This is a genomic window from Bordetella flabilis, assembly GCF_001676725.1.
Lineage (GTDB): Bacteria > Pseudomonadota > Gammaproteobacteria > Burkholderiales > Burkholderiaceae_B > Bordetella_C > Bordetella_C flabilis.
In genome coordinates this window covers 2,430,852-2,451,387 of record NZ_CP016172.1, presented here as the reverse complement: position 1 = coordinate 2,451,387, position 20,536 = coordinate 2,430,852, and the positions used below count along the sequence as shown (strand labels likewise).

Here is a 20,536-nt window from a genome sequence, read left to right as displayed (position 1 = left end):
CCAATATGGCCAGTTGATGGCTTGCATGGACGGATCCGGGCGAACGACGGAACCGCCACACTTGCCCTGGACGCGGTCTGGCAACGGCGCTGAAGGGGCGCCGCGCGAGCGGGTCGGGACGCCGCCACGGGTGGCCATACGCAATCGGCCGCAGCGCGTGCTGCGGCCGATCGCTTCAAGGACCAGGCGAAACGTCTACTGGCCCGGCCGTCCTAGGCCAAGCTGCTTCTTTCAGGCAGCATTGGCCTTGTCGGGCGCAGCGGCCGCCGGTGGGCCGAACAGGCGCCCTTGCGCGGCGCGATGCACGGTTGCAACCGCCACCAAGCCCACCACCACATTGGCAAACACGAAAAGGATGGGGGCGAGAACGGTGACGGGCCCGTCGCTGCCCTGGACCAGCAACCGGATAGGCGCGGTCGCGAGCGCGGTGGCGCCGAAGGTAAAGGCCCAATAGGACGGCGCGAACGGTTCCTGCATGATCCACGGCAGCAAGCGCAGCAGGATCAGGCATTGCAGCAGGCCGTAGCCGAGCATCGCCTGCACGAAGAACACCGGCAACCCTTCCGGCGCCACGCTCAACAAGGTGACGGCGCCCACCACCGGCGGCGCCAGTTGGATACCGAGCGTGGGCCGCAAGGCCTTGGCCATGCCGGGCGCATTGAACATACGGGCCAACAGCACCGATTCGATGGCGAGCCAGGAAAACAATCCCGCGCCAAACGCCATTTGCCCCCAATCCCGATACCCCAGCGCGGCGGCAACCGTGCCAGCCACGAAGGTGCCGGCGACGGTCGGCAGGTAAAGCACGGGCGTGGTGCTCGTGGGCTCGCGGTCGCCATGCCACAGGCCGCCCGTGCGCCACACGGCGAAGGCCAGCGTAAACATGCTCCCCAGTAAAAACAGCCCCATGGCGACCGGCCGCGAATAAGGAACGGCCGCCGCCGCGATCAGCATGGTGGCCACGCCGGCAAGCCCGATGAAGCAGCACTGCACCGGATGCGCGGCTTCCGCCAGGGCGGCATCGCGCGCATAGAGCCACTTCATCGTGTAGAGCACGGCCAGCACCGCCCACACAATGGCGGCCAACAGCAGGATGGACTCGCCCACCACGGCGGGCAGTTGCCACGCCTGGTGGGCGGCGCGCCATGTACTGCCCAACCCGGCCAGTCCCAGCACGATACCGAAGAAACCCGCCGGCACGGCCGGCATACCCGCACGTCTTCCCATTGTCGACCCCTTTTGCATGCTGAATCGCGCCCCTTACGCGCAGGCGCATTCTGCCGGATCGAGCCGGTCCTGTCACGGCATGCAAGCGTGCCTGGTTCACCCCGTCGCGTGGGTCATTCGCCTGTCACGGGAACGTGGCAGTTGGCTTCCACCCGATATCCATCGGGGTCATATACGAAGGCCGCGTAATAGCCCGGACTGTATTCGGGACGGATGCCAGGCTTGCCGTTATCGCGGCCGCCATTGTCCAGCGCGGCGCGATAAAACGCCTGCACCTCCTCCGGAGTCTTGGCTGCGAACGACAGGTGCAGGCCCGATTCGTCGTCGGGAACGACGGGCCGGGCGGTCTTGAGCAGCCACAGTACGGGTTCGTCCGCGCCATACCACAACGCATCGGCGTCGGCGCCATGGCGCCGGTAGCCCAGGGCGCCGAGGGCACTATCGTAGAAACGGCGGCTCCGATCCAGGTCGGTCACGCCGAACGAAAGATGGTCGATCATTTCGTCTCCTCCTGAACGTGAATCGGCCGGCGGCGCGATGGAACGCGCTGCCGGCCGGGTGGTAGCGGGCACGGCATGCCGCGGGCGGCATTGTGCCCGCATCGTGGGTCAGCCCCGGATGAAGGCCAATAGATCCGGATTGATGATTTCGGGATGCGTGGTGCACATGCCGTGCGGCAGGCCCTTGTATACCTTCAGCGTCGCGTTTTTCACCAGCTTGGACGACAAGGGCGCCGAGTCCTCGAAGGGGACGATCTGGTCATCGTCGCCATGCATGACGAGGACGGGCACGTCGATCATTTTCAGGTCCTCGGTGAAGTCGGTTTCCGAGAAAGCCTTGATGCAGTCGTAATGCGCCTTGGCGCCGCCCATCATCCCCTGGCGCCACCAGTTTTCGATCACGCCCTGCGACACCTTGGCGCCGCTGCGGTTGTAGCCATAGAAGGGGCCGGCCGGCACGTCCAGGAAGAATTGCGCGCGGTTCGCGGCGAGCGCGGCCCGGAAACCGTCGAATACCTCTATCGGCAGCCCGCCGGGATTCTTTTCCGACTTCACCATGACGGGCGGCACGGCCCCGATCAGAACCGCCTTGGCCACGCGTCCTTTGCCATGGCGGGCGACATAGCGCGCCACCTCGCCTCCCCCCGTGGAATGTCCGATATGCACGGCATCGCGCAGGTCCAGCGCGGCGGCGAGTTCCGCCACATCGGCCGCATAGGTGTCCATCTCGTTGCCGTGCGCCGTCTGCGTGGAGCGCCCATGCCCGCGCCGATCATGGGCGATCACGCGGTAACCGTGGTGAAGGAAGAACAGCATCTGCGCGTCCCAGTCGTCCGCGCTCAGGGGCCAACCATGATGAAAGACGATGGGCTGCCCCGTCCCCCAGTCCTTGTAGTAGATTTCGGTGCCATCTTTCGTGGTGATCGTGGTCATCGCGAGTCCTCGGGTCGTGGTTGCAGAAGCGGCCGACTGGCCGGAGCAAGCGTATACCGGTGCCGCCATGCCGTCTATCGAACATGCGTGAAGGTCGTCCAACGGAATAGATCCGCGGCAGGCGGTCCAAGGGCGGGTCGCTTGCCTTTTCGGCGTGTCAGGAGCCGTCGTCTTCCACGTAGGCGCGCAGGCGCACCAGCGCGTCGTCCCAGCGCGCCGAGATGGCGTCCAGATAGCGTCGCGCCTCGGTCAGCCCGCTGCCTTCCAGCGCCCACAGATGCTCACGGCCGGCGCGGCGGCTGATCACCAGGCCGGCCGCCGCCAAGGCCTGCAAATGCTTGGTGATCGCCTGCCGCGATATGGACGCGTCCTCGCTCAGTCGCGCGATCGACAGCGGTCCGTCATCGCATAGCCGCGCAACGATGCGCAAGCGCGTTGCGTCGCCCAATGCCGCGAAGATGGGTGCGGCGCCCGGCGGCGGCAATGCCGGGCGGGCGCGCGAACGCCTGTTCAGGGGGGGAATCATTCCGGCTTCATTCCAGCTGTCCACCGCCCTGGCCCATCGTCATGGTCACGTACTTTTCCACCAGGCGGCATTGATGCGACCAGCCTCCCTCGTTCGCCGCGAAAGCCTGGGCCCGGCGCGCCGGCGGGATACTGTCGAAACCGCTTTCAGTGATGGTCAGGAGCGTACCTTCGGGCGCGTCCCGGAGGACGAAGCTGACCAGCGTCATGGGTTCCTGCGTATAGTCCGCGTCCGGCTCCACGGCGTAGGGATGCCAGCGGAAGGAAAACAGGTGCATCGGCTCCACCCGTTCGATAACGAACTCGAACGGCAATCCCTCGTAGGGTTTCTGTGCCGCCGCAACGGCGGCGTCCACCTGGGTCGGCGTGATGCGGCCGGTCAACCTGGCGCCGGCGGCGAACGCGCCATCGAAACGCACGCCGAACCACGCGCCGAAGCGTTCGGCCTCGCTGATCGCGCGCCACACCCGCTCGCGTGGCGCGCGCAGCAGGACTTGCTTTTCGATACGGTCTGTCTGGCTCATAGGCAACCTCCGCTTTGCCTATGCTACGGCGATTCCCTGCGAAGATGCAACCTTAAGGTTGCTTTTTAAGCGCCGAGTCTACGCCGCGATGCATCATTGATGCCTTGCGCGCCTGCCGTTATCGTGTCGTGGCCCGCGCCACGCTCGCGTACCGAGGCGTAGCCCGCATGATGCCGACGGCATTGCCGCCGTCCATACCGGGCAGGCCCTCGTGATCGCGCTGCCGCTGCACGCCGTATGCGTGCCCGTTGCCTATGGCGGGCGAAAGGTTTTCCTCAATCGCAAAGGAGCACGCCATGAACTACAACCCCGGTCGCTGGTTCGAGATCTACGTCCAGGACATGGACCGCGCCAGGCGTTTCTACGAGACTGTCCTGGACGCGACGTTCGAGAAGCTGGACGCGCCCGGCATGGAGATGTACGCGTTTCCGATGAGTATGGAAGAGCCTGGCATCGCCGGGGCACTCGTCTGCATGCCGGGGGTCCCATCGGGTGGGAACAGCACCCTGATCTATTTCGGCTGCGATGATTGTTCGGTCGAAGCCGCTCGCGTCGCCAAGGCGGGTGGACGCGTGGACAAGGAAAAGATGTCGATCGGCCAATACGGCTATATTGCCCTCGCCTACGATACCGAAGGCAATATGTTCGGCTTGCACTCCATGCAGTGACCGCACCTCACCACCGGTACGTCGCCGTGGCAAGGACGCTGCGCCGATAACCGTAATAGCAGGTCGTCGCGCTGCCGCACTGGCCAACGTATTCCTTATCGAACAGATTCGTGGCGGTCAGGGAGACATGCCAGTTGCGGTTCACGGCATAGCGCAATGCGGCATCGGCCAGCCACACCGAGGGCACCTTGAAGGTGTTGGCCGTGTCGCCCCACGTCGAACCGATGTACCGCGTTCCCACGCCCATTCCGAGGCCGCGCAGCGGTCCTCCCCGCAGGGTGTAGTCCAGCCATAGCGACCCGGTGTGGCGCGGCCGGTTGGTCGGCACCTTGTTGAGATCGGGGCCGTTGCTGCGGGTCACCTCCATATCCATATAGGTATAGGCAGCCTGGGCCTTGAACCCGTTCTCGAAATCCATGGTGGCTTCCAGCTCCACCCCTCGCGACCTGACCTCGCCCGTCTGCACCTGGTACGTAGGATGGTCTGGGTCGCTCGTCAGCACATCCTGTTGCCGCAAGTCGTAAACCGCCGCCGTGATGAAGCTGTTGCTGCCCTCCGGCTGGTACTTGACGCCGACCTCCGTCTGCTTGCCGGTGGTGGGACGGAATGCGTTGCCCGCCGCGTCGGTTCCAGCCTGCGGCTGGAAAGAAGTGGCATAGCTGACGTAGGGCGTAACGCCATGCGCTGCGTGATAAAGCAGGCCCACCCGGTAGGTGAAGTCATCCTGCTCGATCGCGGTCCGCGTCACTGTGCTTGCCTGGGTTGCGGTCAGGACGCGGGTCGACGTGGTATGCGCCCTGGCCCAGTCCTTTCGCCCGCCGGCGACGAAGGTGACAGCATCCGAGAGCTTGAGCTGGTCCTGCAGGTACACGCCCAGCTGGCGTTGTTTCTGTTCCGCGTAGGTATACGAGGCAATGGGATTGATGGAAGAACCGTAGACGGGATCGAACGGATCGATAAGGCCGAGTCCACTGCCTACCGTTCCGAAACCCTGCTTGTCGTCGAAATGCCCGTTCTGGTAGTCCAGGCCGACCAGGGCGGTATGCCGCAGCGTGCCGGTCGTGAAGTCGCCCTGCAATTGCGTATCCACGCCCAGGGTATCCAGTTGCCCGCCGGCGTCGACGGATCCGCGCCTTAGATAGCGCTGCGCGGGCGAGGACCAGCCCGAGGCGTAAACACCCGTATAGTCCAGATCGCTGTGGGTATAGCGCAGGTTCTGCCGCAAGGTGAATGTATCGTTGAAGCGGTGCTCGAAGGCATAGCCGACCGCGTATTCCTCCCGATCGAAAGTATTGAAATCGGGTTCGCCAGTGAAGAAGGATGTCGAAATACGCCGGCCGTTCACCGTCGGCACGATGGTCCCCTCGCGGGGTAGGAAGTTGATCGCCGTGCCTTGCCGGTCACGTTGATAATGCGTCAGCAACGTAAACGTGGTGTCCGCGCTGGGGCGCAGGGTGAGCGCGGGCGCGATGAATATCCGGTCGTCGTCGGCATGATTCGTCTGGGTACCGCTGTCGCGAAACAGGCCAGTCAACCGGTACAACACCTTCTGGTTGGGATCGGCCGCGCCGGAAAAATCGAAGCTGGTCTGCTTGCGATCGTCCGAACCATACTGGACATTCACTTCGCCCCGGGTATCGGCAGTGGGACGCTTGCTGACCAGATTCACCAGGCCGCCCGGCGAATTCGCGCCATACAGCACGGAGCTCGGCCCGCGCAGAATCTCTACGCGCTCCAGCCCGTATGTTTCGATGCGCGGCATCAAATAGCCGCTCGCGTAATAGTTGATGTAAAGGCCGTCCAGATACTGCCTGGCCGGAAAGCCGCGAATCACGGGTTTGTCATATCGCGCTTCGGCCACGTTGTCGCCAATGACCCCGGCCGAGTACGCGAAGGCCTCGGAAAGATTCTGGACGCCGCGATCCTCCATTTGTTGTCGGGTGATGACGGAGATCGACTGCGGTGTATCTTCCAGCGCCGTGGCCGTCTTCGTCGCCGTCACGCTGCGCCGCGCCACATATCCGTCCACGGGCCCTGTCGCGCTCTCGCCCTCGGCGGTAACCGCTACCGTGGGCAGTTGAACCGCGGCGTCCTCGGCCCGCCCAGTCTCCGGATAGCCGGCGGCCCCGGCAGCGAGCCCCGCCCACATCACCCCATGCAGGCGTGCCATGGATACCCTTTTACTTCGCCCCATATACCCCCCGGAACAGCATATCGACGCGCCCAAGCCTGGAGGCACGACATCTTACTACATGCGATTGCTAATGATAATGATTCGTAAATGCGGAATGGATTATGGGGAAAATGTGTACACAGCGCAAGAGCAAGGGCAGCAAGGCGGTAGTTGGCCGGCCTGCCAGGGGGTGCGCCCCCTGCCCTGGCGCCCGCTCCGGGCGTCTCGATCCGGCTCCGATCCGCGCCGCGGCTGCCCTATTGCCGTTCAGGGCCCGATGGGCCCCCGGGGTGGACCGCCTTCCGGCGATACCGCGCGCAGTGCAGTGCCGGCCACAAAGCGCCCGTCGTCATAACCCCCAGGGCCGCCCAGGAGAGTCCGTCCCACCAGCCGTCGCCAATAAGCGCCGCAGTGAGGCCTATGCATCCCATCGCTGCCAGCCCCATCGGCACGCCATAGACCCATAGAAAGGAACCCGGCGCAGTCATCGACCCACCCGCGCCTGGCCCGAAGCCGTCATTGCGGTCGGTGAAGCACCGCCGCTATGTGCATTCGCCGCCGATACGAGCCCACCCCGCCCGGGTGGACGTCTGCCCAGCCACAGATAGATCCCGCTGGCCAGGACCGCGATGGTGATCAGATCCAACACCGCCCACAGCAGCTTCAGCGGCATCGCACCGTAATCGCCGAAATGGAGGGGACCGGAAATCCGCAGCGCGGCGACATACCAGGGCATATCGCGTTTGCCGGCGAAGGCGCCCGTTTCGGCGTCCACCAGCACGGGTTTGATCAGGCGCGCTGTCACCGCCGCATCCCCGCGCATGAACACCGCATAATGCCGATGCCCCGCCAGCGGCGTACCGGGGTATGCCACGAACGCCGGCACCATCCCCGGCTCTTCCTGCCGCGCCAATGCCAGGGCGGCGTCCAGCGATGTGAGCGAAGCGGGCGCCGGCAGCGCCGCATGGGGCGCGATCATGGATCGCAGTTCGGTGGCCTGCCATACTCCGTATACCGGCTTGGACAGAGTCAGCAGGACGCCGGTCGCGCCAACGACGACCGCCCAGGACACCGTCCCCATGCCCAGGACGTTATGCAGGTCCAGCCACCTCAGGCGCGCGGAGCGGTCGCGCCGTACCGTACCGTATGGCAGCTTCTTCATGAGCGGCCCATAGACGACGATGCCGGAAACGATAGAGGCGATGAACAGCGCGCCCATCAGCCCCAATAGCAAGGTGCCGGCCAGGCCAGCGAACAGATCCGTATGCAGCTTCACCATGATCCGCATAAAGCCCGTTCGCAAGGGCGTGTCGCGTAACAACTCGCCGGAGCGCGCATCATAGGTAAGCAGCACTCCTCCGGCGCGCGGCGCCGTGCGCGATGACAGGGAAACGAACCATACAGGGTCCTCGTCGTCGGCGGTGACATACCGCACGGCCGTGTCCGGATGCCGCGCAAGCGCCCGGGCCAGGATATCGTCCACCCGCGCGGCACGGCTGGATTGCGGCATCTCCGCAACCTCGACTCCATTGCCCAGCCAATGGTCGATCTCATGCCCGAAAATCAGGGGAAGCCCCGTCAGGCAAAGCAGCAGCAGGAACACCATGCATACCAGGCTTGTCCACTTATGGACCCAATACCAGCCACGAAAGGTCCGGATCTTCATCTGCACGCGGCACGCAATTGACAATGAGTCGCATTCTACACAGATGGAACGGGCGTCGATATGCCCGGGCGGACCGCCACTGCCCTGCCTATGTTCCGCGCGCCACGTCTTCCGCTCACGCATGAGGGCACCGCCCCGCGCCCGACGGGACTTGGATATCCGTGGATTGGCCCCATCTGCATGCCTGTGTGAAAGCGCCCTGCGTCCGGCGGCATCCCAGTGGCCGTCATGCCGCGAAAGCGGCAGACTGATATACCGAGCCGGCGTATCGTTTGCTTCACCGCGCCGCGCTGTGGCATGCCGCGCACACCGGCCGCATATCGACAGGAGAGCACCATGAGCACGTACCGCAAAGACCCGGACGCCATCGCGAATCTCACGCCCGAGCAGTACCGCGTGACGCAGGAAAGCGCCACCGAACGCGCCGGCACCGGCGAGTATCTCGATAACAAGGAACCGGGCATCTATGTCGATATTGTTTCCGGCGAACCCTTGTTCGCCTCGTCGGACAAGTATGAGTCGGGTTGCGGCTGGCCCAGCTTTACCAAGCCTATCGAACCGGCGCACATCAACGAACTGCGCGACAGCTCTTATGGCATGATCCGCACCGAAGTGCGGTCGGTCCATGGCGACAGCCATCTGGGCCATGTTTTCCCCGACGGCCCGCCCGACCGCGGCGGCCTGCGCTACTGCATCAATTCCGCGTCGCTGCGCTTCATTCCGCGCGACAGGATGGAAGCCGAAGGCTACGGGGCTTATCTCGATCAGGTGGAGGACGTACGATGAATCAAGAACGCGCTGTGCTCGCAGGCGGCTGCTTCTGGGGCATGCAAGACCTTATCCGCGGTTTCGACGGCGTCATTTCCACCCGGGTCGGCTATACCGGGGGCGACGTGCCGAATGCCACGTATCGCAATCATGGCACCCATGCCGAAGCGATCGAAATCATTTTCGACCCGTCCCGGACCAGCTATCGGCAGATCCTGGAGTTCTTCTTCCAGATCCACGACCCCACGACCCGCAACAGGCAGGGCAACGACGTCGGCACCAGTTACCGCTCGGCTATTTACTACACGAACGAAGCGCAGAAGCGCATCGCCGAGGACACCATCGCGGACGTGGATGCCTCGGGCCTGTGGCCCGGCAAGGTAGTCACCGAAGTGGCGGCAGCCGGCCCGTTCTGGGAAGCCGAACCGGAGCACCAGGACTATCTGGAACGGATACCGAACGGCTATACCTGCCACTTCGTCCGGCCCAACTGGCGCTTGCCCAGGCGCGCGGCCTGACGAACAGCCGTCACACGGCGTCCGCGATGCAATCGCGCAACCATTGGTGCGCGGCATCGCGGTGCGACCGTTCGTGCCATAGCATGGACATCTCGTATCCGGGCACTTCCACGGGCGGCTCCACGACGCGCAACGCGTCGCTGTCGCGCACCAGGCGCGAGGGCAGCATGGCCACCAGGTCCGATTGCTCCAGAACGGCACGCACGAACAGAAAATGAGGCACGGAAAGCACGACCCGCCGCGTCATGCCGGCGGCTGCGAGCGCCTGGTCCGTAACGCCATGGAAACCGCCGCCATCCGGGGACACGATCACGTGTTCGAGTGACCCGAATTGCGCCAGGCTGGGACGCCTGGCCAAACGGGGATGCCCCGCCCTTCCCACCAGGACGTATCTTTCCTTGAACAGCGCCCGGCGGCGCAGCGCCGGGGGCGCACCCTCTGTCGTATGGAAGGCCAGGTCGATGTCCCCCTGCTCCAATTGGCGGGCAAGCAAGGGCGGCGCCAGTTCCAGAACAGCCAGCCGGGTGCCGGGCGCCGCCGATCGCAGCCGCCTCAGCGCGGGCAGCAGGACGGTGGATTCGCTGTAGTCGCTGGCGGCGGCACGCCAGGTATGGGTGGCCTGCGCCGGGACGAACGGCTCGGCGGGCGCCACCGCGCGCTCCAGCGCTTCGAGGGCCATGCGCAATGGCTCGCGCAGGGCTTCGGCCCTGGCGGTCGGCCGCATTCCCCGGGCCCCTGGCAACAGCAGGGGATCGGAAAAAATATCCCGCAGCTTGGCCAGGTGCACGCTGACCGACGGCTGGGAGAGATGCAAACGTTCGGCCGAGCGCGTCACATTGCATTCCGACAGCAGGACATCCAGCGTGACGAGGAGGTTAACGTCCAGCCTACGCAAATTAATCACGGCAATACCTGGAATATTGGTTATTCATTTCCAATATACCCGGCCGGAACCTATCCTGCTGCCATACGCAAGGAGGTGCTTCATGAACGTTCTGGTCGTCTACGCCCACCCCGAACGCCGTTCATTGAATGGTTCGCTGAAAGACTTCACCGTCCGGCATCTGCGCGACGCCGGTCATACAGTCCAGGTATCCGACCTGTATGCCATGCATTGGAAAGCGGCGCTGGACGCCGACGACTTCCCGCATAGGGATCCTGGCGCCCGGCTTGATGCTTCCCTGGACTCCAGGCACGCCTTCGAAACCGGCCGGCAGAGCCAGGACATCGCCATCGAGCAAGACAAGCTGCGTAGGGCGGATGCCGTGATCCTGGTATTCCCCTTGTGGTGGTTCTCGATGCCCGCCATCCTGAAAGGCTGGGTCGAGCGTGTCTATGCCTATGGCTTCGGCTATGGCGTGGGAGAACACTCGGACACCCGCTGGGGCGATCGCTACGGCGAAGGCATGCTGGCCGGCAAGCGCGCGATGCTGGTCGTCACCGCCGGTGGATGGGAGTCCCACTACGGCCCGCGCGGGATCAACGGCCCCATCGACCATATCCTCTTTCCGATCCAGCACGGAATCCTGTACTACCCGGGCTACGATGTCTTGCCGCCGTTCGTCGTCTACCGCACGGGCCGCATCGACGCGGCCCGCTACGCCGCCATTTGCAAGGAGCTCGGACGCCGACTCGATACGCTCCGGGATACCGCGCCCATCCCATTTCGACGGCAAAACGGCGGTGCGTATGAAATTCCTGCCCTCACGCTGAGACCGGACGTCGCCCCAGGCCAGGTGGGTTTCGCGGCCCATATCGAATCGCCCCCGCCATCCAGCGTCGTACCGGGCGAAGCAGTCGACCCCGCGGTTGCTTGAAGCTGCCGGCCCACGGCACCCTCGCCGGTCGGCGTCCGCGCGGTGTGGCGGGGACCGGCCGGGGCGGCATCCGGCCGGCACATTGCCGGGTCAAATAAAAGTGCTTATCATTTACACGGCAAGTCTCCTGCCGCCCCGTATCGGCACCGAGCCGGTACGGTTTGTGCGGCGCCCTGCACGGCACCCGTTTGCCTACCAAGGAGAATTCCCATGGCCTATACCCTGCCTCCCCTGCCATACGCCTATGACGCGCTTGAACCTCATATCGATGCGCAGACGATGGAGATCCACTACACCAAACACCACCAGACCTATATCAACAACGTGAACGCGGCGCTGGAGGGCGCGAACCTGTCCTTTCCGCCGGTCGAGGAACTGGTCGCGGACATCGACAAGCTGCCGGAGGCCGTGCGCGGTCCGGTGCGCAACAACGGCGGCGGCCACGCCAACCACAGCCTGTTCTGGACCGTCATGTCTCCCGACGGCGGCGGCGCGCCGGACGGCAAGTTGGCCGCCGCCATCGACGCCGACCTCGGCGGCATGGAGAAATTCAAGGAAGCCTTCACCAAGGCTGCCCTGACCCGCTTCGGCAGCGGATGGGCGTGGCTCAGTGTCACGCCGCAGAAGAAGCTGGTTGTCGAAAGTACCGCCAACCAGGATAGTCCCCTGATGACGGGCAATACGCCCGTGCTGGGACTCGACGTGTGGGAACACGCGTACTACCTGAAGTACCAGAATCGCCGGCCGGAATATATTGCGGCGTTCTACAATGTCGTCAATTGGCCGGAAGTCGCACGTCGTTACGAGGCGGCGATCGCCTAGGCGCAGGCACCCGCGGGATTCCGTTCGATCAAGCCCGGCGCCAGCGTGGCCGGGCTTCATCGGCCCAACTCCATAACGGATGACGAACCACAGGCATGAACTACCAGGGAAGCTGCCACTGCGGCAACGTAAAGTTCGAAGCCGAAGGCGAGATCGCCTCTGCGCTATCGTGCAATTGCTCCATGTGCCAGCGCAAGGGAATGCTGATGTGGTTCGTTTCCCGCAGTGCGATGCGCGTGCTTACGCCGGAGGAAAACGCCGGCGCCTATCTGTTCAACAAGCACGCCATCAAGCACCGTTTCTGCCTGACCTGCGGCATCCATCCCTATAGCGAAGGCACGACGCCGGCGGGCGAGCCCATGGCGGCCATCAATATCCGCTGTATCGACGGCATCGATCTGCAGGCCATTCCCGTGAATCACTTCGACGGGCGCTCCATCCGATAAGCGCCGCACGGCGTCATCCCGTGCACGCACGACGCCCGCCCCTCCGACCGTTCCACTGCGCGCCGCGCCGCTGGCGCTCTCGTCCAGCGCGGCGCGACACTCGCAGCTTCCTGGGTCTGGGCGCGGGATGCCCTGCGGCCTTCTTCAGGCGCCAAAACCCCCGTCGATGGTATGCATCGCCCCTGTAATGCCGCTGGCATGCGACCCGGACAGGTATACCACCAGGCTCGCCACATCCTGCGCCGTGCCATGCCGCTTGATCGCCATGACGCTGTGCATGTCCGCCGCCATCGGGCCGGTCGCCGGATTCATGTCGGTGTCCGTCGGTCCTGGCTGCACGACGTTGACGGTAATCCCACGCGGTCCGAAATCCCGCGCCAGGCCGCGAGCCATGCCCTGCAAGGCCGACTTGCTCATCGAATAGGCTGCCAGGCCCGGAAACGGTATCCGGTCGCCGTTCACCGATCCGATCACTATGATCCGGCCGCCCTCCGGCATGGTCCGCGCCGCTTCCACCGCGGCGTGATACGGCGCCCGCACATTGATATCGATAAGGCGGTCCACGGCATCGGGATCGATGGTCAAGGGGTCGCCGCTGACCAGCACGCCCGCGTTGAACACCAGGATATCAAGCGGGCCGGCATCGCGTACCGTGGCCAGCAATCCTTCCCGGTCGCCTGCATCGGAATAGACCGCCGTGGCGCCCGTATCGGCCGCGAGCGCCTTGGCGGCCGCCTCCGAACCCGCATAGGTAAATTGCACCTTCGCGCCTGCGCCGGTGAAGGCCGACACAATCGCCGCGCCGATACCCCGGCTGCCGCCGATGACCATTACCTTCTTGCCCATAAAATCGTTCATCATTACCTCCTTGCGAATTGTGTATCGATCACTATATATTGTTCGCCGAGGGGCATCAAGGACATTTTTTAGTGACAACTAATATTTCGCCGAAGCGCGGCCGCCCGCGCAGCTTCGATACTGAGACGGCATTGGAAATTGGCCAGCGCCTGTTCCACGCGCACGGGTATGACGCGGTCGGACTGGCCGCGCTGACCGATGCGCTGGGGATCAAGCCGCCGAGCTTCTACAAGGCCTTCGGCAGCAAAGCGGAGTTCTTCAGCCGCGTGCTGGACCGGTATACCCGATCGTCGGCAGCGGTGGCTCTGGAGGGGATACTGCGCACGCGCCGTCCGCCCAGGGACGCACTGGCGGAACTCCTTGAGCGTGCCGCACAGACGTACGCGCGCGATCCGCAATTGCGTGGCTGCCTGGTCCTGGAAGCGGCGCGAAGCGGAGGCGATGACGAGGCCGCCGCGCTTGCCCGCCGCTCGGCGGCGCAGCGGCGCGAGGAAATCCGGGCGTTCGTCGCCCTCTCCCACCCCGACATGGCGGATGCCGTCACCGACTATGTCGCCTGCACCATGTCCGGCCTGTCGGCCAGCGCGCGGGAAGGGATGACCGAAGCCAGGTTGATCACGGTCGCCAAGGCAGCCGCGGCCGGACTGGACGCCCTGCTCTCCAAACCGCCGCGCCGCGCAGGATCGGCACGGCCCGGCGCAACCGCGCGGAAAGCATAAAGGGCGGCAGGCAGCGCAAGCAGCACGGCCACGCCATGACCATCGTCAGCGTGGCCAGCTTCCGGCCCGCCTACAACGTCCCGGCGCCCAGCCGCACCAACGCGGCCGCCACCCCGGCACCGTACTCCGGATCGGCCTTGGCACAGTTGTCGATGTGACGCTGCTGGATTTCCCTGGACGCGCCGCCAACCTGCCGCGCCGTATTGTCGAACAGCGCCTGGCGCTGCGCGGCGTTCATCTTGCGGAACAGGTCGCCTGGCTGCTGGTAATGATCATCGTCGACGCGGTGGTCCCAGTGGGCCGCGGCGCCGTCGATTTCCAGCGGCGGTTCGTTCAACTGCGGCTGGTCCGTCCACACGCCCTTGCTGTTCGGCCAGTAGGATGGCGTGCCGCCCAGATTGCCGTCGGTGCGCATCGCGCCATCGCGGTGATAGCTGTGGAACGGGCACTTCGGCGCATTGACCGGAATGTGGTTGAAATTGACACCCAGGCGGTAGCGCTGGGCGTCGCCATAGGAAAACAGCCGCGCCTGCAGCATTTTGTCTGGCGAGTAGCCGACGCCCGGCACGATGTTCGCCGGCGAAAAGGCAGCCTGCTCCGTTTCGGCGAAGAAGTTCTCCGGGTTGCGGTTCAACTCGAAATAGCCCACCTCGATCAGCGGGAATTCGCCCTTGGGCCATACCTTCGTCAGGTCGAAAGGGTTGAAGCGGAACGCCTTGGCCTGGGCATCGGTCATCACCTGGATGAACAGCGTCCAGCGAGGAAAGTCGCCGCGCTCGATGCTTTCGAACAAGTCCCGTTGATGCGTCTCCCGGTCCGCACCGACCAACTCCTGCGCTTGCGCATCGGTCAGGTTCTCGACGCCCTGTTGGGTGCGGAAATGGAACTTGACCCAGGTCCGCTCGTTCGCCGCGTTGATGAAACTGTAGGTATGGCTTCCGAACCCATGCATATGTCGGAAGGTGCGCGGAATTCCGCGTTCGCTCATGACGATCGTCACCTGGTGCAGCGCTTCCGGAAGCAGCGTCCAGAAGTCCCAGTTATTTTCCGCGCTCCGCAGGCCCGTGCGCGGATCGCGCTTGATCGCGTGATTCAGGTCCGGAAAGCGCAAAGGATCGCGGAAGAAGAACACCGGCGTGTTGTTCCCCACCACATCCCAATTCCCTTCTTCCGTGTAGAACTTCAGTGCGAAGCCGCGGATATCGCGCTCGGCATCCGCCGCGCCGCGTTCGCCCGCGACGGTGGAAAATCGCGCGAACAAGGGGGTCTGCTTGCCCACCTCCGAAAAGATGCGGGCCTTGGTATAGCGGGTGATATCGTGCGTGACCGTGAACGTGCCATGCGCACCGGCGCCTTTCGCATGCATGCGGCGTTCCGGAATCACCTCCCGGTCGAAGTGCGCCAGCTTTTCGATCAGCCACACATCCTGCAGCAGCGCCGGACCGCGCGGCCCCGCGGTCTGGATATTCACGTTATCGGCGACGGGCGCGCCCGTTGCGTGAGTCAGCGTGGGCGGGGTCGTTTTATCGGTCATAAGGAACTCTAGGAAGATGAACGGGTAGCGAGGAACGGTGTAGTGCCGGCCACGCGCGGAAAGCGGCAGGACGCGGCAAACACGCCGGCATATGTGCCGGAAAGCCCGCCGGAAAACACGCCGGAAAGCCGACCGGAATATGGGCCGTTTCGCACGGCATTTTCCTCAGTCCGGTATGGGTTCGCAATAGTTGTACAACGTCAGATGCTGCCATTGACGCGCTGGACGGACGCCCGTTGCACAAAGCCATTCTCGGCCGCGCCTCAGCTTCGTACATGACGCGCGCTGCGTCCATCCCCCGCAAAGAACGCGATGAACAGCACCAGGACCAGCATTGCGGCGGCGACCAGGAACAAGAGGCGATGGTTTCCTCCGGCAAGGTTGAACAGTGCCGAAAAGGCATAGGCCGCCCCCGCCAGGGCAGCAGCGGAAATGATGCTGGCACGTGTCCATGCGATATTCTGCCGTGTCGCGTTATGGGCGACGAGATCATGCACGCATGCGAGCACGAGCGGCACCATACCCGGGGCGAATGTCCCGATGATGACGGTAAGCACGCCCAGCGCGGTGAGGTTGTCCACCATGTAGAAACCCCCGAGAACCAGCGCCATGACGAGCGAGACCAGCCGCACGGTGGCCATGGGACCCAGGCGATCGGCCAGATAGCCATACAACGGTGGGCCGGCGATCGCCCCGAGGCCATAGATGGCCCAGAACACCGAGCCCAGCCGCGTACCCTGCCCCAGTCCACGCGCGATGAAATCCACCAGGAACACCATCGGCGGAACGGCGGCAGCCGCCATCAACGCATACTGGACATATAGGCGCCTGACGTCGCTACCGAAGCGGACGGCACGGGCCGGCGTTGCGTCGCGGCTTTCCGGGTGCGCGCTCAGCCGGGTTGTGGGCCAGGCGAACCAACTGACCGCGGTCAGGACGATCGAAATAGCGCCCAGGCCGATCCACGTTTGCGCCAGGCCCCATTCCAGCAGTAGCGGAATGACAGTCCCCGACCCCGCGATGCCCAAGCCCAGTCCCAGGAATATCGCGCCGCCCGCGGCGCCTTTCCGGGCGGCTGGCACATGCGGCAGTATGGTTCCCGCGACCAGCACCATGACCACACCGCCGGCGATCCCCGACACGAAGCGCCAACTGAAATACCAGAAAAACGACAACGGCAAGGCGCACGCGAAGAAAGCGGCGGCAATCAGCACCATCATGAGGCGCAATACGTGCTCATTGGCAAGGCGGGCGGCGATGGGACGCCCGGCCAGGGCACCCAGGACGTAGCCCGCCAGATTCGCGGCACTGAGGTACACGACGCTGGACGCGGTGAACCACTGCGCGTGGATCAACTCCGGGATAAGCGGCGTAAAGGCGAAACGCGCAAGGCCTATGCTCTCCAGGCTGGCACACAGCCCGGCGAATATGTACCGCCATACGAGCATCCGGTCTATCTTTGCCGAGAGCAGCGAGGACGTATGGGAAGACATCGGATTTCCATAATGAGAAGAAGGGAGCCCGCCTCGCGGAGGCCGGCGATCAATGCTTGACACTTCTGTCAATTTTGACACTCTAGTCAAACTTGACTTGAGTGTCAATGATGGGATTCAATGGTCATTCGCATCTCCACACGTCAACATGGAGCGGGCAATGGCTGGAGTTCGCCAATTCGATGAAGGACAGGCGCTGGACAAGGCGCTGACGCTCTTTTGGCAGCAGGGTTATGCCAAGACGACGATGCAGGAGCTCGCCGCGGTAACGGGCGTGCAGCGCGGATCGCTGTACAACGCCTACGGCGACAAGGAAACCCTTTTCCTGCGTGTCTTCGATATATATCGACAGCGGTATGTCGAGCAGATGCGCCAAGCCCTGGACAAGCCGGATCTTCGCACCGCGCTGCGCGGTTTCTTCACGTTCGCGATCAAGTCGATGACAACAGGCATGCCCACGCGCGGCTGCCTGAGCACCAAGACGGCGGTGGGCACCGAAGCGCTGGAGGAACCTGTCCGTTCCGCCATCCGGGAGCTTCTGGACGAGATCGAAGCGGCGCTGTACGCGCGCCTGTCACGCGACGACGCGAAGGAACGCCTGGCGCTGGACGCGCGGCAGGCAGCCCGGATCATGGTTGCGATGACCCGAGGCCTGGTCGTGGTCGAACGGGTCTATCAGGACGAAAAACGCATGCGGGCCATGGCCGAACACTTGATCGACCTGGTGGTGCACGACCAATAGGTCCGACTACCGGACCTGCTTCAAGATCTCTGCCAGCGCTTCGGTGAAGCATGCGATGGGCTCGGCCAGCCGACCGGCGGGAGGACGATGAAGCACCCAGGCGCCCAGCCTGGGCTTGAAAGAGGCGGCATCGATAACCTGGACCTGGTCTTCCCAAGGGCTGCCGATCAGGGCGGCGGGCGTGACGACGCCGATGCCCAGTCCCCGCGCCACCAGTGACAGGCGCAGGTCGGCGGTGATCGCCTCCACCGCCACCTGAAACGGCAGGCGGGCCGATTCGAAGCGGTGCCTGATATAGGACCGGAACCCACAACCGGTCTCGTTCATGACCCATGGGAACCGGGCCAGCGCCTCGAGCGTCGCTTTGCGCGGCACCCCCAGGGACGGCGCGGCGATCAGCAGGACCGACTGCGCGCCAACGGTCTGCGCAACAAGGTCTTCGGGTGGCGCGACACTATCGGGCAGACATAATGCGGCCGCATCCACTGCGCCCTTCGACACTTCCTCCACGAGCCGCGGCGACCAAGCGGACACCACCTTGAGGGTCAGGCGGGGGTATCGGACGCGTAGCTGATCCAGCGGTTCGGACAGCGCGGCCTCCGAGAGATACGGCATCACACCCAGACGGAACTCGCCCCTGATCTCGCCGCCCGGCGTGACGCCGGCCTTCAGGTCTTCAAGCGACCGCAATACGCGGCGGCCGTGCTCATAAGCCTCCAGCCCGGCCGCGGTGGGCTTCAGCGGCTTGGACAGGCGGTCCAGCAGTACCGCATCCAACTTCTCTTCGAGGCTTTGTATGCGGCGCGTGACTCCCGGCTGCGTCAGGTGCAGTCGCGCCGATGCCGACACGATGGACCCGGTCTCGACTACGGCGACGAACGCCTCCAGATCACGGATATTCATATTGTTTCAGCATAATCATTATGAACATTATTCAATTGTAGCAATACATCCTTCCGCTCTATAAAAGGCGCCGATACACACAAACGCCGCACAAATGTCAGCCATCCAGCCTCTGCGCCGCCAAGATCGGCCGCGCGCCACGCATACCGCTCCTGTTTTCCTGTTTGCCGTCGCCACCGGAGTCATCGTCACCAACCTGTTCGCTCCACAGACCCTGGTCAACATCATCGGCTCCGACCTGGGCTTTCCTCCCGCTTGGGCCAGCCTTGTCGCAACGGCCAGTCTCATCGGGTATGCCGCCGGCCTGATCTTCCTGGTGCCTTTGGCCGACATGATGGAAAACCGTCGGCTGGTCCTGCGCATGATCGTCGCCGCCGTCCTTGCCGGGGGGACCGTGGGACTAGCTCGCAATGGCGTCGTCCTACTCGGCCTGCTGTTTCTGCTGGGTGCCGCCTGTTCGGCGATTCAGATCCTGGTTCCCCTGGCGGCCTCCATGGTGCCGGCAGAACAAAGCGGACGCGTAATCGGCAACGTCATGAGCGGTGTGCTGGTAGGCATCCTGGTTTCGCGCCCCTTGGCAAGTATCGTTGCCGGTGCATGGGGTTGGCGCAGCTTTTACGCGGCCAGCGTATGCAGCCTGTCGATGATTCTTATCGTGCTCGCCATCAGGCTGCCCAGGCGTCATCCCGCCGCTGCGGGTCGATATGGTCCTTTGCTCGCATCGCTCTGGCACCTCCTGAGGGATGAGCGGGTCCTGCGTGCGCGCGCGTTCACCGCAGCCATGTCCATGGCGAGCTTCAGCCTATTCTGGACATCCGTCGCCCTCCGGCTGGCTGCCCCACCCTTCAAACTCGACCAGTCACAGATCGCGTTGTTCGCCCTGGCTGGCGCGGGCGGCGCCGCCGCTACGCCCTTCTTCGGAAGAATGGCGGATCGCGGATGGCGCGGCATAGGGACCACGGCGGCTCACCTGGCCCAGATCCTGGCCGCGGGCCTTTGCGCCTGGGCTGGCGTGACGGTAACGGCCGGCCCGGTCATGCCACTCGTGGCGCTCACCGCGGGGGCGGTCATCCTGGATATCGGCGTAACGGGCGACCAGACACTCGGCCGTCATTCGATAAACCTGATACGGCCGGAGGCACGGGGGCGCCTCAACGGCCTGTTCGTAGGGCTGTTCTTCCTGGGCGGCTCGCTTGGCTCCGCACTTTCCAGCCCGGCCTGGGCGGTGGGCGGCTGGCCGCTTGTGTGTGCACTGGTCGCGTTGTTCGCGTTCATTGCGCTCGTCGTGGGGCGCTGGACCAAGGCATAGTGTTCAGCGGCTTGCCGAGGGTGGCCAGGGCGGCTCGACGGACTCGGACAATACCAACAACAACGGCGGCTGGGCGGTGATGGCGGAACGGCCACGGTGAACCTGACCGAGTACGGTGACGTATACACGAACGTCTCCGAAACACCGCCCCGTGCCCCTCCCCCCGACACCCCGGCGCACGGCGCTCGCAGCCGGTGTGGCAAATGGCGGGACTGCATTGCGAGGTAACGACAACTGGGAGGCGTGGACGCGTCCAACGGCGCGTTCACGGACTCCCTCAAGTCGCCTGAAGTGCTGGCGAAGATGCATCCGAGTCTGCAGCTGTTCCGCGCGGGGGGCTGCGATGCAAGGGCGGGCTACGCTGCCGACATCGGGAGTTCCCTCTTGAGCC

The 20,536-nt window shown here is 64.3% G+C and carries 21 protein-coding genes; 9 read left to right on the top strand and 12 right to left on the bottom strand.

The features are described from left to right. Positions 1 to 231: 231 nt before the first annotated feature. From tehA to BAU07_RS10715, 5 genes are all read right to left on the bottom strand, one after another. Entirely contained in the window at positions 232 to 1,227 is a 996-nt protein-coding gene (tehA, locus tag BAU07_RS10735) for a dicarboxylate transporter/tellurite-resistance protein TehA (protein WP_198168895.1), read from the bottom strand. A gap of 113 nt (positions 1,228 to 1,340) precedes the next feature. Continuing rightward, the gene (locus BAU07_RS10730) at positions 1,341 to 1,727 is read right to left on the bottom strand and encodes a VOC family protein (protein ID WP_066657212.1); all 387 of its coding nucleotides are present in this window, start codon (positions 1,725 to 1,727) and stop codon (positions 1,341 to 1,343) included. 108 nt (positions 1,728 to 1,835) lie between these two features. After that, positions 1,836 to 2,660, bottom strand: a complete 825-nt coding sequence (locus BAU07_RS10725; RefSeq protein WP_066657210.1) for an alpha/beta fold hydrolase — start codon at positions 2,658 to 2,660, stop codon at positions 1,836 to 1,838. 157 nt (positions 2,661 to 2,817) lie between these two features. Beyond that, positions 2,818 to 3,186: an ArsR/SmtB family transcription factor gene (locus BAU07_RS10720; RefSeq protein WP_066657209.1), complete on the bottom strand. Its 369-nt coding sequence runs from the start codon at positions 3,184 to 3,186 to the stop codon at positions 2,818 to 2,820. A gap of 7 nt (positions 3,187 to 3,193) precedes the next feature. After that, positions 3,194 to 3,709 carry an SRPBCC family protein gene (locus tag BAU07_RS10715; RefSeq protein ID WP_066657207.1) on the bottom strand — a complete coding sequence of 172 codons (516 nt, stop codon included), beginning with the start codon at positions 3,707 to 3,709 and terminating at the stop codon, positions 3,194 to 3,196. Positions 3,710 to 4,005: 296 nt separating this feature from the next. On the opposite strand from BAU07_RS10715, the gene BAU07_RS10705 reads away from it, so the two are divergent. Continuing rightward, positions 4,006 to 4,377 carry a VOC family protein gene (locus tag BAU07_RS10705; RefSeq protein WP_066657203.1) on the top strand — a complete coding sequence of 124 codons (372 nt, stop codon included), beginning with the start codon at positions 4,006 to 4,008 and terminating at the stop codon, positions 4,375 to 4,377. 7 nt (positions 4,378 to 4,384) lie between these two features. On the opposite strand, the gene BAU07_RS10700 is transcribed toward BAU07_RS10705, so the two are convergent. Then, positions 4,385 to 6,547, bottom strand: coding sequence for a TonB-dependent siderophore receptor (locus BAU07_RS10700; protein ID WP_198168894.1), 2,163 nt, complete (start codon positions 6,545 to 6,547; stop codon positions 4,385 to 4,387). A gap of 487 nt (positions 6,548 to 7,034) precedes the next feature. Then, positions 7,035 to 8,216, bottom strand: a complete 1,182-nt coding sequence (locus tag BAU07_RS10695) for a PepSY-associated TM helix domain-containing protein (RefSeq protein ID WP_084025570.1) — start codon at positions 8,214 to 8,216, stop codon at positions 7,035 to 7,037. 336 nt (positions 8,217 to 8,552) lie between these two features. Here BAU07_RS10695 and msrB point away from each other — a divergent pair, with 336 nt between their 5' ends. Next, positions 8,553 to 9,002, top strand: a complete 450-nt coding sequence (gene msrB, locus BAU07_RS10690; RefSeq protein WP_066657199.1) for a peptide-methionine (R)-S-oxide reductase MsrB — start codon at positions 8,553 to 8,555, stop codon at positions 9,000 to 9,002. Further along, positions 8,999 to 9,502 carry a peptide-methionine (S)-S-oxide reductase MsrA gene (msrA, locus tag BAU07_RS10685; RefSeq protein ID WP_066657197.1) on the top strand — a complete coding sequence of 168 codons (504 nt, stop codon included), beginning with the start codon at positions 8,999 to 9,001 and terminating at the stop codon, positions 9,500 to 9,502. Before msrB ends, msrA begins: the two co-directional genes overlap by 4 nt. Before the next feature lie 10 nt (positions 9,503 to 9,512). On the opposite strand, the gene BAU07_RS10680 is transcribed toward msrA, so the two are convergent. Continuing rightward, positions 9,513 to 10,421 (bottom strand): LysR substrate-binding domain-containing protein, encoded by a 909-nt coding sequence (locus BAU07_RS10680; protein ID WP_084025568.1) that lies wholly within the window; start codon positions 10,419 to 10,421, stop codon positions 9,513 to 9,515. A gap of 67 nt (positions 10,422 to 10,488) precedes the next feature. Between BAU07_RS10680 and BAU07_RS10675 the strand changes: the two genes are divergently transcribed. From BAU07_RS10675 to BAU07_RS10665, 3 genes are all read left to right on the top strand, one after another. Further along, positions 10,489 to 11,319 (top strand): NAD(P)H-dependent oxidoreductase, encoded by an 831-nt coding sequence (locus tag BAU07_RS10675; protein WP_066657187.1) that lies wholly within the window; start codon positions 10,489 to 10,491, stop codon positions 11,317 to 11,319. 210 nt (positions 11,320 to 11,529) lie between these two features. After that, positions 11,530 to 12,141 carry a superoxide dismutase gene (locus tag BAU07_RS10670; RefSeq protein WP_066657185.1) on the top strand — a complete coding sequence of 204 codons (612 nt, stop codon included), beginning with the start codon at positions 11,530 to 11,532 and terminating at the stop codon, positions 12,139 to 12,141. A gap of 95 nt (positions 12,142 to 12,236) precedes the next feature. Beyond that, the gene (locus BAU07_RS10665; protein WP_066657183.1) at positions 12,237 to 12,587 is read left to right on the top strand and encodes a GFA family protein; all 351 of its coding nucleotides are present in this window, start codon (positions 12,237 to 12,239) and stop codon (positions 12,585 to 12,587) included. 144 nt (positions 12,588 to 12,731) lie between these two features. Here BAU07_RS10665 and bdcA read toward each other — a convergent pair whose 3' ends face one another. Further along, on the bottom strand, positions 12,732 to 13,448 hold the full coding sequence (bdcA, locus tag BAU07_RS10660; RefSeq protein WP_232338281.1) for an SDR family oxidoreductase: 717 nt from the start codon (positions 13,446 to 13,448) through the stop codon (positions 12,732 to 12,734). A 35-nt stretch (positions 13,449 to 13,483) separates the two neighbouring features. Between bdcA and BAU07_RS10655 the strand changes: the two genes are divergently transcribed. Continuing rightward, entirely contained in the window at positions 13,484 to 14,164 is a 681-nt protein-coding gene (locus BAU07_RS10655; RefSeq protein ID WP_232338280.1) for a TetR/AcrR family transcriptional regulator, read from the top strand. A gap of 70 nt (positions 14,165 to 14,234) precedes the next feature. Here BAU07_RS10655 and BAU07_RS10650 read toward each other — a convergent pair whose 3' ends face one another. Both BAU07_RS10650 and BAU07_RS10645 read right to left on the bottom strand, forming a co-directional pair. Next, positions 14,235 to 15,698, bottom strand: coding sequence for a catalase (locus BAU07_RS10650; RefSeq protein ID WP_066657172.1), 1,464 nt, complete (start codon positions 15,696 to 15,698; stop codon positions 14,235 to 14,237). Between the two features lie 263 nt (positions 15,699 to 15,961). After that, positions 15,962 to 17,191, bottom strand: coding sequence for a YbfB/YjiJ family MFS transporter (locus tag BAU07_RS10645; RefSeq protein ID WP_066657170.1), 1,230 nt, complete (start codon positions 17,189 to 17,191; stop codon positions 15,962 to 15,964). 160 nt (positions 17,192 to 17,351) lie between these two features. Here BAU07_RS10645 and BAU07_RS10640 point away from each other — a divergent pair, with 160 nt between their 5' ends. Then, on the top strand, positions 17,352 to 17,933 hold the full coding sequence (locus BAU07_RS10640; RefSeq protein WP_066657168.1) for a TetR/AcrR family transcriptional regulator: 582 nt from the start codon (positions 17,352 to 17,354) through the stop codon (positions 17,931 to 17,933). 6 nt (positions 17,934 to 17,939) lie between these two features. On the opposite strand, the gene BAU07_RS10635 is transcribed toward BAU07_RS10640, so the two are convergent. Further along, a complete protein-coding gene (locus BAU07_RS10635; RefSeq protein ID WP_066657165.1) occupies positions 17,940 to 18,836 on the bottom strand; it encodes a LysR family transcriptional regulator in 897 nt (298 codons plus the stop codon). A 94-nt stretch (positions 18,837 to 18,930) separates the two neighbouring features. Between BAU07_RS10635 and BAU07_RS10630 the strand changes: the two genes are divergently transcribed. Continuing rightward, positions 18,931 to 20,145, top strand: coding sequence for an MFS transporter (locus BAU07_RS10630; RefSeq protein ID WP_066657163.1), 1,215 nt, complete (start codon positions 18,931 to 18,933; stop codon positions 20,143 to 20,145). Positions 20,146 to 20,536: the final 391 nt, after the last annotated feature.

Coding starts and splice junctions, on each gene's coding strand:
- BAU07_RS10645 (WP_066657170.1), bottom strand. CDS start 17,191: ATGTCTTCCCATACGTCCTCGCTGCTCTCGGCAAAGATAGACCGGATG.
- BAU07_RS10665 (WP_066657183.1), top strand. CDS start 12,237: ATGAACTACCAGGGAAGCTGCCACTGCGGCAACGTAAAGTTCGAAGCC.
- BAU07_RS10720 (WP_066657209.1), bottom strand. CDS start 3,186: ATGATTCCCCCCCTGAACAGGCGTTCGCGCGCCCGCCCGGCATTGCCG.
- BAU07_RS10700 (WP_198168894.1), bottom strand. CDS start 6,547: ATGGCACGCCTGCATGGGGTGATGTGGGCGGGGCTCGCTGCCGGGGCC.
- tehA (WP_198168895.1), bottom strand. CDS start 1,227: ATGGGAAGACGTGCGGGTATGCCGGCCGTGCCGGCGGGTTTCTTCGGT.
- BAU07_RS10650 (WP_066657172.1), bottom strand. CDS start 15,698: ATGACCGATAAAACGACCCCGCCCACGCTGACTCACGCAACGGGCGCG.
- bdcA (WP_232338281.1), bottom strand. CDS start 13,448: ATGATGAACGATTTTATGGGCAAGAAGGTAATGGTCATCGGCGGCAGC.
- BAU07_RS10635 (WP_066657165.1), bottom strand. CDS start 18,836: ATGAATATCCGTGATCTGGAGGCGTTCGTCGCCGTAGTCGAGACCGGG.
- BAU07_RS10640 (WP_066657168.1), top strand. CDS start 17,352: ATGGCTGGAGTTCGCCAATTCGATGAAGGACAGGCGCTGGACAAGGCG.
- BAU07_RS10630 (WP_066657163.1), top strand. CDS start 18,931: ATGTCAGCCATCCAGCCTCTGCGCCGCCAAGATCGGCCGCGCGCCACG.
- BAU07_RS10670 (WP_066657185.1), top strand. CDS start 11,530: ATGGCCTATACCCTGCCTCCCCTGCCATACGCCTATGACGCGCTTGAA.
- BAU07_RS10695 (WP_084025570.1), bottom strand. CDS start 8,216: ATGAAGATCCGGACCTTTCGTGGCTGGTATTGGGTCCATAAGTGGACA.
- BAU07_RS10715 (WP_066657207.1), bottom strand. CDS start 3,709: ATGAGCCAGACAGACCGTATCGAAAAGCAAGTCCTGCTGCGCGCGCCA.
- msrA (WP_066657197.1), top strand. CDS start 8,999: ATGAATCAAGAACGCGCTGTGCTCGCAGGCGGCTGCTTCTGGGGCATG.
- BAU07_RS10730 (WP_066657212.1), bottom strand. CDS start 1,727: ATGATCGACCATCTTTCGTTCGGCGTGACCGACCTGGATCGGAGCCGC.
- BAU07_RS10725 (WP_066657210.1), bottom strand. CDS start 2,660: ATGACCACGATCACCACGAAAGATGGCACCGAAATCTACTACAAGGAC.
- msrB (WP_066657199.1), top strand. CDS start 8,553: ATGAGCACGTACCGCAAAGACCCGGACGCCATCGCGAATCTCACGCCC.
- BAU07_RS10675 (WP_066657187.1), top strand. CDS start 10,489: ATGAACGTTCTGGTCGTCTACGCCCACCCCGAACGCCGTTCATTGAAT.
- BAU07_RS10705 (WP_066657203.1), top strand. CDS start 4,006: ATGAACTACAACCCCGGTCGCTGGTTCGAGATCTACGTCCAGGACATG.